Consider the following 12530-nt stretch of genomic DNA (forward strand, 5'->3'; position numbering starts at 1 on the left):
TGGTTGGAACTATTATACATTTTAGTTTATAGATATATCGAAAGGCATTCTTGCCTGTATGCGGTCTGCTTTGTCGAGGTTCTTTATCATCATGAATCCGTTGTAGAATTCTCCGAACGAATCTTCCAGCTTGCTGCTGATATATCTTTCAGGTTTTGCGTTGCTGATGAGGCTTGTGATGAAATCCACCTTTTTAGGATATGAGGCGACCTTATAGTCTCTTATACCGCAAAGTTCCGAAGCCTTCTTGATAGCACATTCAAGATTTCCCAGTTCATCAACAAGTTTCAGTTCTTTAGCCATTTCACCAGACCATACACGTCCTTCTGCAATCATTTTCAGACTGTCGATAGGCATATTTCTGCCTTCGGCACATCTCTTGGTGAATAGTTCGTAACCGCTGTTTACCATACCCTGTATCAGTGCACCTTCTTCTGCATTGAACGGACGGCTCATGTCGCCCATATCAGCAAGCTTGTTGGTTTTTACGCCATCGAAATGTACTCCGAGTTTTTTTGTGATAAGTTCCGATGCATCAGGAATCATTCCGAAGATACCGATAGAACCTGTAAGGGTAGTTGGCTGAGCCACAATCCAGTCGGCAGCACAAGAGATATAGTAACCGCCTGAAGCAGCATAGTCACCCATTGAAACTACTACCGGTTTCTTTTCTTTCAGCAGTGATACTTCTCGCCAGATCTGTTCAGAACCGTATGCGCTACCACCCGGTGAGTTCACTCTGAGAACTACGGCCTTGACATTGTCGTCATTTCTCAAGTCACGCAGATGTTTTGTCACTTTTTCAGATACGATACCTTCGTTATATGGATCGGCAGCATTGTCTATTTCTCCGAAAGCATAATATACAGCTATCACGTCGCGGCTCTTTGCTGTTGAAGGTACTGCAAGATTTTTCATGTCGTCCAGAGTCAGAGTGTTCAGAGTAGATTTTTCGCTGATATTTGTCAGTTTCTTCAGATACGACAATACCTCATCCTTATACATCAGCTGGTCTGCCAGTCCGTTTTCAACGTATGCTTCAGCAGGCTGGAAATCCATACATTTGTCGGCCATTTCATTCAGCTTTTCTACTGAGATGTTTCTAGATTCTGATACTTCGCTCACAATCTCATTCCATATTGATTGAGTGAAAGCAAGAGTCTGTTCTCTGTTTGCAGGGCTCATTTCTGTAGCGATGAACGGTTCTACAGCCGATTTGTATGTACCTACTCTGAATATCTGCATTTTTACTCCCACCTTGGCAAGCAGGTCTTTCAGGAACATAGTCTGTGCAGAAAGACCGTGCCATGAAATACTACCTGAAGGATTAAGGAAAACCTTGTCGGCTACAGTAGAAACATAGTATGCTCCCTGAGTATAGGCGCCCGAGTAAGCAACTACAAATTTGCCTGATTCTTTAAAGTTGGCTATTGCAGTTCTGATGTCCTGGAGTGATGCTGTGGAACAGGCGAAAGCTTCGGCATTGATAAGCATACCTTTAATTTTGGGATCGTTTTTAGCTTTCTCTATTGATGCAAGGATGTCTTCAAGTCCTCTTGTGGTTATTTCTTCACCCAAAAGCTGTTCGAATGGGTTATCTTCATATCTCTCCACTACGCTACCCTTAAGGTCAAGCACGAAAACTGAATTTTCCTTCACTACAGTTGCCACCTCAGTAGTAGCCACCATTCCGCCTATAACTGATATACCAATTATGAGCAATACGAAACCGGCAATCACCATTCCGATGATTGAGGCAAATGTCATTTTCAAAAAGTCTTTCATATCAATAAATTATTTGGATTGTTCGTTACCCTCGTACAGAAAGAATATCTGTCCATTCTTTTTCTCTACAGTGACCTTACCTCCCTCTTTGCTGAGGTTGAAAGGAGTCATGATGTCTGTTTTGGCATCTACCACCATAAGTACGTTTTCATCTGCAAATCTGTTTACCTGGAATGTGATGTCGGCATTACTCATTGTGCGTGCCATTATCAGGCTGTCATTGATGAATATGTTCAGTGAATCACCGGCAAATGATTTTGTCAGGCATACTTCGTAGATGTCTTTGTATGTTTGCTCAATGGCAACTTTCTTTTGAGAACGAAAACCGAGATAAAGGAACAGGCATACGATGAAGAATACTCCGAAAGCCAGGAGTCCGTTGCCTACCATAAACTGTTTGTTACTTTCTATACTTTTACTCATATAAATGTTATGTATTTTCTATTATACAAAAGTAGTAAAAAAACTTTGTTACACAATTACGTTTTGTTTCATTGTTATTTAAATTTATCATCTTTGTGTAATAGTAAAGGTGTAATAAAACAGCAGGAGAAAAGATATAACATTGATATATGTTTTTGCGTGGAAACTATTAAAGAAAATATACGATATCGCATTTAATTCGGTAAAAAAATAAGAAAAATCATCTTTTAATACCTTATTATATAATATTCCCTCAATTTTTTTTCTACATTTGTTCCCATAATTAATTTCATCCTGAAAATATGCAGAATAATCTGGTAATAGTTGAGTCTCCCGCTAAGGCCCGTACCATAGAAAAATTTCTGGGCAGCGGATATAAGGTGATGTCCAGTTACGGACATATACGCGACTTGAAGAAGAAATCGTTCAGTGTGGACGTCGAACATGGGTTCGCACCTATATACGAAGTGCCTGCCGATAAGAAAAAGCTCGTGGCACAATTAAAGGCAGAAGCCGACAGTGCTGACATTGTATGGCTGGCAAGTGATGAGGACCGTGAAGGAGAAGCCATAGCATGGCATCTGCAGGAAGTCTTGAAACTAAAGCATGAAAACACACGTAGAATAGTATTTCACGAAATAACTCCAAATGCAATAAAGCATGCAATAGAGACGCCACGAGGTATTGACCTCAGTCTGGTGGATGCACAGCAGGCACGTCGTGTACTTGACAGAATAGTAGGTTTTGAACTTTCTCCGGTATTGTGGAAAAAGATTAAACCGTCGCTCTCGGCCGGAAGAGTGCAGAGTGTTGCGGTAAGACTTATAGTGGAACGCGAACGCGAAATCAATGCATTCAGTCCAAAACCGGCATTTAGGGTGATTGCTGTGCTGACTGATGCTGATGGAGCTGAAATAAGGGCAGAACTGTCCGTACGCCCGGAAACAGAGGAAGAGGCACGTCGCATACTTGAACAATGTGCAAGTGCGGATTTTGTGGTGGAAGATATCAATACCCGTCCGGTGAAACGCAGTCCAGCACCTCCTTTTACTACTTCTACACTTCAGCAGGAAGCTGCCAGAAAGTTGGGCTACAGCGTTGGACAGACTATGATGCTGGCTCAGAAACTTTACGAAAACGGATATATCACATATATGCGTACCGACTCCGTTAACCTTTCGGAATTGGCTCTTGGAGCATGTGCTAAAGTAATTACCGAAAAGGCAGGAGAAAAATATCTGCGTACGCGACAATATCACACTCACACCAAAGGAGCACAGGAAGCACACGAGGCCATCCGCCCTACATATATGGATAAGGAGAAGATCGATGCTACAGCTCAGGAACAGAGACTTTACGATCTTATACGCAAGCGTACTTTGGCTTCGCAGATGGCTGATGCCGAACTGATGAAGACTACTGCCGTTATTTCTGCAGAAGGTACAGACTATAAGTTCAATGCTGCCGGACTGGCTGTTACATTTGATGGTTTCATGCGTGTATATAGCGAAAGTCTTGACGATGATTCAGAACGCGAAGACGAAAGCCGTCTGTTGCCACCTATGAAGGCTGGACAGAAACTAGAGCGTAAGGATATACGTGCTACGGAGCGTTTCAGTCAGCCACCGGCAAGATATACCGAGGCCAGTCTGGTCAGAAAACTGGAGGAACTTGGTATAGGACGTCCTTCTACATATGCTCCTACAATATCTACAGTACAGCAGCGCGGATATGTGGAAAAAGGTAGCCGTGAAGGTGTGGAACGTGAATACAGATTGCTGACACTTGACAAGAAAGGTAATATCTCATGTGAGACCAAGACAGAAACAGCAGGTAGTGAAAAGCAGAAACTTATGCCTACGGATGTTGGTGTGGTAGTGACTGACTTCCTGATGGAATATTTCCCTGAGATTATGGATTATAACTTCACTTCCGGAGTGGAAAAGGAATTCGATGAAGTGGCTGCAGGCGAAAAATCATGGACAGACATGATAAGCCGTTTCTATACAGCATTCCATCCGCTGGTAGAAAAGACATCTGCTTCGAAGGCTGAACACAAGGTGGGCGAAAGACTGTTGGGCGAGGAACCTTCAACGGGAAGACCGGTATCTGTTAAAATAGGCCGTTTCGGTCCTGTGGTACAGATTGGTAGTGCAGATGATGAGGAAAAACCACGTTTTGCACAGTTGCGCCGTGAGCAGTCTATGGAGACTATCACTCTGGAAGAAGCTTTGGAACTGTTCCGTCTGCCACGTATGCTTGGCGAACACGAAGGAAAACAGGTGAGTGTGGGAGCCGGAAAGTTCGGTCCGTATGTCAAGTATGACAATATATATGTGTCTGTACCTAAGGATAAGGATCCTTTGTCAATTACTTTGGAAGAAGCTGTACAGATGATAAAGGACAAACAGGATGCAGAAGCAAAGAAGGTAATAAAAGTATTTGCTGATTATCCTGACCTGCAGGTCTTGAACGGAAGATACGGACCTTACATTGCAAGTGAAGGAAAGAATTACAAGATACCTTCTGGTGTAGAGCCTGCCGATCTTACTGCAGAGGCTTGTTTCAAGGTGATTGAACTGCAGAAAACAAAGGCTGAGACACGAAAAAGAAAGAAATAAGTATAGTAAGAGTTGTTAGTTTTTAGTTTGGGCGTTTTTCCTGACAAAAAAGAATTAAAAACTAACAACCGATAACTAAAAATTAAAGAAATCAATGAGAATTTTCCTGACCGGATATATGGCATCGGGTAAGACTACTCTTGGTAAAGCTTATGCTAGGGCATGTGGTCTTAGTTTTATTGACCTGGATTGGTATATCGAGGAGCGTATGCATTCTACCATACGCGATATATTTGCAACCCGTGGGGAAGATGGTTTTCGTCAACTCGAGAGAAAGATGCTTCTGGAAGTCGCAGAATTCGAGAATGTGATAGTTGCATGCGGTGGAGGTACTCCGTGTTTTTTTGACAATATGGAGTTTATGAACAGCTGTGGGGTAACTGTCTTTTTGGATACGGCATCCGATGTACTGTTCAGAAGGTTGAAACAGGCAGCGGCCAACAGGCCTTTGGTGGCAGGAAAATCGGATGATGAGCTTAAACAGACAATTGCCGATGGACTGGAACACAGAATGCCTTTCTACTCGCAGGCTGCGATAAGGCTGGATGGAAGCAGACTTGAAAGCAGAAGTCAGATAGACGAAACAGTGGAAGAACTTAGAAAATTGATAATAAATATTGATAACTAATAATTGGGGGCGGTTTACAAACTCAGATACTTATTAACTCATAAATTCACAACTTACAAAATGCGAAAATGGCGTATTGAAGACTCGGAAGAGCTTTATAACATCACCGGATGGGGTGTTTCTTATTTTGGAATAAACGAGAAGGGACATGTGGTGGTTACTCCGCGAAAGGACGGAGTGGCTGTGGATCTGAAGGAATTGGTGGACGAACTTCAGCTTAGGGATGTCACAGCTCCTATGCTGGTGCGCTTCCCGGATATCCTGGACAACCGAATTGAGAAAATTTCGAATTGTTTTGGAGAGGCATCGAAGGAGTATGGCTACAATGCCCAAAACTTCATCATCTATCCCATCAAGGTGAATCAGATGCGTCCTGTGGTGGAGGAAATAATCAGCCACGGAAAGAAATTCAATCTAGGACTGGAAGCTGGTTCAAAACCTGAACTGCATGCCGTGATAGCCATCAATACCGATTCTGATTCCCTTATAATCTGTAATGGATATAAGGATGAAAGCTACATCGAACTGGCTCTTCTGGCTCAGAAGATGGGTAAACGTATTTTCCTTGTAGTGGAGAAAATGAACGAACTGAGACTGATTGCCAAGATGGCAAAACAGCTTAATGTCCGTCCTAACATTGGTATCCGTATCAAGTTGGCTTCGTCTGGTAGTGGTAAATGGGAAGAAAGCGGTGGCGATGCTAGTAAGTTCGGACTGACTTCAAGCGAACTTCTTGAAGCGCTCGACTTCATAGAAAAGAAGGATATGAAGGACTGTCTGAAGTTGATCCATTTCCATATCGGTAGCCAGGTGACAAAAATTCGCCGTATCAAGACAGCCCTCAGAGAGGCTTCACAATTCTATGTGCAGCTACATCAGTTGGGATTCCCTGTAGAGTTTGTCGATATAGGCGGTGGTCTGGGAGTAGATTACGACGGTACCCGTTCTCCTAACAGCGAAAGTAGTGTGAATTATTCTATTCAGGAGTATGTGAACGACTCTATTTCTATAATGGTGGATGCCAGCAACAAGAATGGTATTCCTCATCCTAATATTATCACTGAGAGTGGACGCTCGCTTACTGCCCATCATTCTGTATTGATTTTCGAAGTGCTCGAAACAGCTTCATTACCTGCTATGGATGATGATTTTGAGGTGTCACCGGATGATCATGAACTAGTGCAGGAACTTTACGAAATCTGGGATAATCTGAACCAAAGCCGTATGCTGGAGGCTTGGCATGATGCTCAGCAGATTCGCGAGGAAACTCTTGACCTGTTCAGCCATGGTATCGTAGATTTGAAGACAAGAGCGCAGATTGAGAAACTTTACTGGTCTGTTACACGTGAAATAACCCAGATAGCTTCAGGATTGAAACATGTACCTGAAGAATTCAGAAATATAGACAAGTTGCTTGCCGACAAGTATTTCTGTAATTTCTCTCTTTTCCAGTCTTTGCCTGACTCTTGGGCTATCGACCAGATTTTCCCTATCATGCCTATACAGCGTCTTGATGAGAAACCTGACCGTACAGCTACTCTGCAGGATATCACTTGTGACTCTGATGGTAAGATTGCCAACTTCGTTTCTTCAAGAAGTGTGTCGCATGATTTACCTGTTCATACTCTCAAATCTAAGGAGTCATATTATATAGGTGTATTCCTCGTGGGGGCTTATCAGGAGATACTTGGTGATATGCATAACCTTTTCGGTGATACCAATGCTGTACACGTGACGGTAAATGACAATGGATACAGTATCGATCAGGTGATAGACGGTGAAACTGTTGCCGAAGTGTTGGACTATGTTCAGTATAACCCTAAGAAACTTGTGCGTACGCTGGAAACTTGGGTTACCAAGTCTGTGAAAGAAGGACGTATCTCGCTCGAAGAAGGAAAGGAATTCCTTTCTAACTATCGTTCTGGACTTTATGGATATACTTATCTTGAGTAATTTTGTTAGAAGTTAACAAGGCTTCAGTTACAAGTTGACAAGGTTCTCCATCCGGATGGTAACCTTGTTAACTTGTCAACTTGTTAACTTGTAACCTAAAAAAACATTTATGGAAAAACTTACTATTATAAAGGTGGGCGGAAAGATTGTAGAGGAATCTGATACGCTTGCACGCCTGCTTGACGATTTCGCTTCAATACCAGGATATAAACTGCTGGTGCATGGCGGTGGACGTTCTGCCACTAAGGTTGCTGCACAGTTGGGAATAGAAAGCACTATGGTGAACGGTCGCCGTGTAACCGATGCTGAGACTTTGAAAGTCGTTACTATGGTTTATGGCGGTTTGGTGAACAAGAATATTGTAGCCGGATTACAGGCTCGCGGCGTGAATGCTATCGGTCTGACAGGTGCAGATATGAATGCAATTCTTTCTGTGAAACGTCCGGTTAAGGATGTTGACTACGGCTTTGTAGGTGATGTTAAGGAAGTGAACGGAAAGATGCTTTCTTCTCTTATCTCTCAGGGTATTGTTCCGGTGATGGCTCCGCTAACTCACGATGGTAAGGGTAATATTCTTAATACAAATGCCGATACTATAGCTGGTGAAACAGCAAAAGGACTGGCTCCTTTCTTTGATGTAACTCTAGTGTTCTGTTTCGAAAAGAAAGGTGTGCTCAGCGATGAAAACGATGATGACAGCGTGATATCGGTTATTACTCCTGAGCTTTTCCGCAAATATACTGATGAAGGTGTAATTCAGGGTGGTATGATTCCAAAACTGGAGAATTCTTTTTCGGCCATTGACAATGGTGTGAAGCAGGTGATAATAAAACAGGCATCGGATATAGGAGATGTTTCTGCAGGAACTGTTATCAGAAATGATTAATTATACTGGATATAGGGGTGGACTTTTGATTCCGCCCCTTTTCTTTAATGATTTTTACCAAAACTAAATGTGATAAAATTGACTTCATCAACCTTCACCCTTTAACTCTTAATTCTTTAATTTTTAATTCTTAATTCAAAACGTGGCAACAAAACGAATAATCCCTGATGATGATTTTGGCAAGATAGTGATAGGTACACGCATAAATGCCAGAAACATTTCCATGCGCATAAAGAAAGATGGTCTTTATGTCACTGTTCCTCCGTTCACTAAGACAGAACGCATTATGCAGGTTATAGCCGATTACAGGCAGAAACTACTTGCCTCTTTCACCAAGGTATCTCCGAAGATGATAACAGACGGATTCTCGATTGATGCTCCATGTTTCAAGCTTACCGTTGGAGTGGGAGGGATGAAGTGTTTCTCTGTCCGTCGTGAGGAAGAGGGAGTTATGAAGATTCTATGTCCACAAAATGTGGATTTCAGTTCTTTGCAGACACAGAAATTACTTAATGCAGCCATTGTGCGCGCCATGAAGAAAAGTGCCGAAGAATTTTTGCCACCTTTGCTCGGATTTTGGGCTGAAAAGTACGGTATGTCATATCGTAAAGTGAGAATAACCGGAGCTAAATCGCGTTGGGGAAGCTGTACCTCGCGTGGAACTATCAGTCTTTCATGTTATCTGATGCTGTTACCTGTTCATCTGATGGATTATGTCATCTTGCACGAATTGGCACATACAAAAGAAATGAATCACGGGCCTGAATTCTGGAAACTGCTTGACAGTATGACTGAAGGTAATTCACATCAGCTCAGGGCACAACTCCGTAAATTCAAGACCGATTTCTTGTAAAGCTTTTCTTGGCCCATTTCATGCTGTTCCATCGTTTTACAAAAACTATGGCACGAATGTTCTCGTCGAATAGGAAAGCTACCCACATTCCTACGAGTCCCCATCCCCAGTAAATACCTAGCATGTAGCTCAATCCTACAGAGACACTCCACTGTACGATGACACCAAGGTAGAACGGGAAGTTAACATCTCCTGCAGAACGAAGTGCATTTGTAGCATATATGTTTACGGTTCTACCTATTTCCACAAGTACGTCTATCATAAGAATAGTAACCCCAAGTTTGATTATTTCTTCGTTGTTTGTGAGCATGCTGAATATGGCATGACCGCATACAGCCCAGATACATGAAAGGATGAGAGATACCAGAATGGAAATACGCATTACAAACTTGCCTAACAGATATGCGGCACGTATCTTGTTTTGTCCCACAAGGTGTCCGATACTGATTGCGCCACCCTGAGCCATTGCTATGGCAAACAGATAGACAAACATCACAATGTTTACGGTGTATGTACGTGTGGCAAGTGCATTGTTGCCCAATATATTTATCAGATAAGTGATGACAACCTGTGAGAAACTGTATGACATGTTTTCTCCGGCAGAAGGTATTCCTATTTTAAGCAGGTTTTTAAGCTCAATCCATGGGAATGGTCTGAACAGGGCAAGAGGAAATCGTGAAATATGTTTTCTGAAAAGAATCACGAACAGTACTACCATACTTACACCTCTTGCTATGGATGTTGATATAGCGGCACCTTCGGCGCCCATGGCGGGGAAACCGAATTTTCCGAATATGAGGATATAGTTTCCTATTATATTCATTATATTCACCAGGACAGTGACAAGCATAGGGTAAATGGCCTTGTTGGCACTACGGAGTGATGCTGAAATGGTGAGTGATATTGCCTGGAAGAAAGCGAACGCTCCTACTATTTCCATATATCCTATACCATATTGGAGAAGTTCGGGGCGAAGTCCCATCCAGTTTAACAGGGTTACAGCACCGAAATGCAATATAGCACTGACTATTAGTCCTACAACAAGGTTTAACAATAGTGATACTCCTACCACCTGTACCATTTTCTGTTGTAGTTTGGCTCCCAGATATTGAGAACAGAGTACTGATGTGCCGATGTTTATAACCTCGAATATGAGGAATGCAAACATTACTATTTGGTTTACCACTCCAACTGCAGCTACACTTTCGTCGGAATATTGGCTAAGCATCACAGTGTCGATAGCTCCCAGCATCATTATCAGGAGCGTTTCTATAAAAATAGGGACTACCAGTTTGGTAAGTCCCCTTTTAATATTAGTCTGTTGAATAACCTTGTCCACTTTGTTCTCTAATTTTTCGGATGCAAAGTTACGTTATTACTTTAATATGGCGTATTGATGTATGTCAATATATTATCAGATACAACTCTCTTTAATAGCATTTATCACAGTTGAAGTGAAACCATCGTGTTCCAGGCGGTTTAATCCTTTGATGGTTATACCTCCAGGAGTAGTAACCTTTTCTATTTCAGTGGCCGGATGAGATTGCTCGTCCTTAAGCAGAAGCTGGGCAGCGCCGAGCATTGTTTGTGCAACCATCTTCTTTGCTTCCTGTGGTTTGAAGCCTAGCTCAATACCAGCCTGCATTGCAGCCTGTACATATTTCAGGACATATGCTATACCGCATGAAGTAAGTGATGTTCCGGCTGGAAACAGCTTTTCTTCTATCAATACGGCAACTCCCATCTCATTGAACAGCTTAAGCATTGTTTCTGTCTGTTCTTCTGAGGCATTGCGGGCAGCCATGAGTGTCAGGCTTTCGTTTATTGCAATAGCCGTATTTGGAATTACACGGAAGATTGGCATTTCAGGATCGACAAAATGTGCCAGATCCTCGAAAGTCAGTCCTGCTGCAACTGAGACAAGTACTTGTGGCTGGCGAAGACGCAAAGGTTTCAAAACCTCTTCCATTTTCCATGGTTTTACAGCCATTATTACTATGTCTGCCCCATCGGCAGCTTCCTTGTTGCAGTTAGTAACGTTTATTTCAGGATATTCTTCTTTCAGTTTCTCTAACTTGGCATTGCTAGGGTTGGACACTGTGATGTCACTTGCATTGATATACTGTCCGTGTGCCAGACCGCGTGCTATTGCACCGCCCATGTTGCCGGCACCGATAATTGCTATTTTCATGGTAGTTGTTTATTATTTAATAACTTTATGCAGTCTTTCAAGGAATTCATCAGCTTCAGCCATGCTCAGACATAGAGGAGGCAGTAGTCTGATAACATTTGTTCCGCTGACACCTGTAAATACTTTCTGTTCGAAAAGCAGCTTGCTGCGGATTTCCTTGATAGGTTCCTCAAATTCCATACCTATCATAAGTCCGAGTCCGCGCAATTCTTTTATGCCCTTGAATGATTTTAGCTCTTCCATAAGGTGAGCACCTACTTTGGCTGTATTTTCTATCAGGTTTTCTTCCTTCATCACGTCAAGTACAGCTATAGCGGCTGCACATCCCAGATGGTTTCCGCCGAATGTTGTACCAAGCTGTCCGTAAACAGGAGTGAATTTAGGACTGATAAGTACCGCTGCCATTGGGAAACCATTGGCTATACCTTTTGCTACGGTAATCATATCCGGTTTGATGCCCATATATTGGTGTGCAAAGAATTTTCCGCTTCTTCCGTAGCCGGACTGTATCTCGTCTAAAATAAGTACAGTGTTTGTCTCGTCGCACATACGGCGCAGTTCTTTCATAAACTCTGCGTTAGGAACCTGAATACCACCAACACCCTGTATTCCTTCTATAATAACTGCGCATACATCACCTTTTGAAAGCTCTGCCTTTGCAGCTTCAGTATCGTTCAGAGGAAGATAAGTGACGTGTCCGTTGTCGTTTATCGGAGCGATGATTTTAGGATTGTTAGTAACCTCAACTGCAAGCGATGTACGTCCGTGGAATGCCTTTGCAAACGATATTACCTTAGTACGTCCGTTATAGAATGAAGCCAGCTTCAGAGCGTTCTCGTTTGCTTCTGCACCGGAGTTAATTAGAAACAGTTGATAATCGTCGTAGCCGCACATTGCTCCAAGTTTTTCTGCTAGATCTCTCTGGAGCGTGTTGATTACTGAGTTTGAATAGAAACCTAATTTTGCTACCTGATTGCTTACGGCTTCTACATAGTGCGGATGAGCATGTCCTATTGAGATTACGGCATGTCCTCCGTAAAGGTCAAGATATTCGTTGCCTTTCTCGTCCCATACATGGCATCCTTTGCCTTTTACTATGTTTACATCGAAAAGCGGATATACATCGAAGAGGGTCATAATATGATTAAGATTTAAAAATTAATAATTAAGAACTGAAGTAGGCGATGTCA

General features: G+C 42.5%; 10 protein-coding genes. 5 read left to right on the forward strand and 5 right to left on the reverse strand.

The genetic code is table 11. The features are described from left to right. Positions 1-21: 21 nt before the first annotated feature. Both sppA and NW213_RS14590 read right to left on the reverse strand, forming a co-directional pair. The gene (sppA, locus tag NW213_RS14585) at positions 22-1785 is read right to left on the reverse strand and encodes a signal peptide peptidase SppA (RefSeq protein WP_258323232.1); all 1764 of its coding nucleotides are present in this window, start codon (positions 1783-1785) and stop codon (positions 22-24) included. A gap of 9 nt (positions 1786-1794) precedes the next feature. Continuing rightward, positions 1795-2208: a hypothetical protein gene (locus NW213_RS14590; protein WP_258323233.1), complete on the reverse strand. Its 414-nt coding sequence runs from the start codon at positions 2206-2208 to the stop codon at positions 1795-1797. A 302-nt stretch (positions 2209-2510) separates the two neighbouring features. Here NW213_RS14590 and topA point away from each other — a divergent pair, with 302 nt between their 5' ends. The 5 genes from topA to NW213_RS14615 all read left to right on the forward strand — a co-directional run bounded on the left by topA (position 2511) and on the right by NW213_RS14615 (position 9149). Further along, positions 2511-4829, forward strand: a complete 2319-nt coding sequence (gene topA / locus NW213_RS14595) for a type I DNA topoisomerase (RefSeq protein ID WP_258323234.1) — start codon at positions 2511-2513, stop codon at positions 4827-4829. Between the two features lie 94 nt (positions 4830-4923). Further along, positions 4924-5457: a shikimate kinase gene (locus NW213_RS14600; protein WP_204391387.1), complete on the forward strand. Its 534-nt coding sequence runs from the start codon at positions 4924-4926 to the stop codon at positions 5455-5457. A 60-nt stretch (positions 5458-5517) separates the two neighbouring features. Beyond that, a complete protein-coding gene (gene speA, locus NW213_RS14605) occupies positions 5518-7410 on the forward strand; it encodes a biosynthetic arginine decarboxylase (protein ID WP_154044934.1) in 1893 nt (630 codons plus the stop codon). Positions 7411-7519: 109 nt separating this feature from the next. Then, positions 7520-8296 carry an acetylglutamate kinase gene (gene argB, locus NW213_RS14610; protein ID WP_258323235.1) on the forward strand — a complete coding sequence of 259 codons (777 nt, stop codon included), beginning with the start codon at positions 7520-7522 and terminating at the stop codon, positions 8294-8296. A gap of 142 nt (positions 8297-8438) precedes the next feature. Continuing rightward, a complete protein-coding gene (locus NW213_RS14615) occupies positions 8439-9149 on the forward strand; it encodes a M48 family metallopeptidase (protein WP_258323236.1) in 711 nt (236 codons plus the stop codon). On the opposite strand, the gene NW213_RS14620 is transcribed toward NW213_RS14615, so the two are convergent. The 3 genes from NW213_RS14620 to NW213_RS14630 all read right to left on the reverse strand — a co-directional run bounded on the left by NW213_RS14620 (position 9130) and on the right by NW213_RS14630 (position 12477). Then, positions 9130-10488, reverse strand: coding sequence for an MATE family efflux transporter (locus tag NW213_RS14620; RefSeq protein ID WP_258323237.1), 1359 nt, complete (start codon positions 10486-10488; stop codon positions 9130-9132). The genes NW213_RS14615 and NW213_RS14620 overlap by 20 nt on opposite strands. A 75-nt stretch (positions 10489-10563) precedes the next feature. Beyond that, the gene (proC, locus tag NW213_RS14625; RefSeq protein WP_258323238.1) at positions 10564-11340 is read right to left on the reverse strand and encodes a pyrroline-5-carboxylate reductase; all 777 of its coding nucleotides are present in this window, start codon (positions 11338-11340) and stop codon (positions 10564-10566) included. A 12-nt stretch (positions 11341-11352) separates the two neighbouring features. Next, entirely contained in the window at positions 11353-12477 is a 1125-nt protein-coding gene (locus NW213_RS14630) for an aspartate aminotransferase family protein (protein ID WP_258323239.1), read from the reverse strand. Positions 12478-12530: the final 53 nt, after the last annotated feature.

It is taken from the genome of Bacteroides sp. ET336 (genome assembly GCF_024733815.1).
GTDB lineage: Bacteria > Bacteroidota > Bacteroidia > Bacteroidales > Bacteroidaceae > Phocaeicola > Phocaeicola cellulolyticus.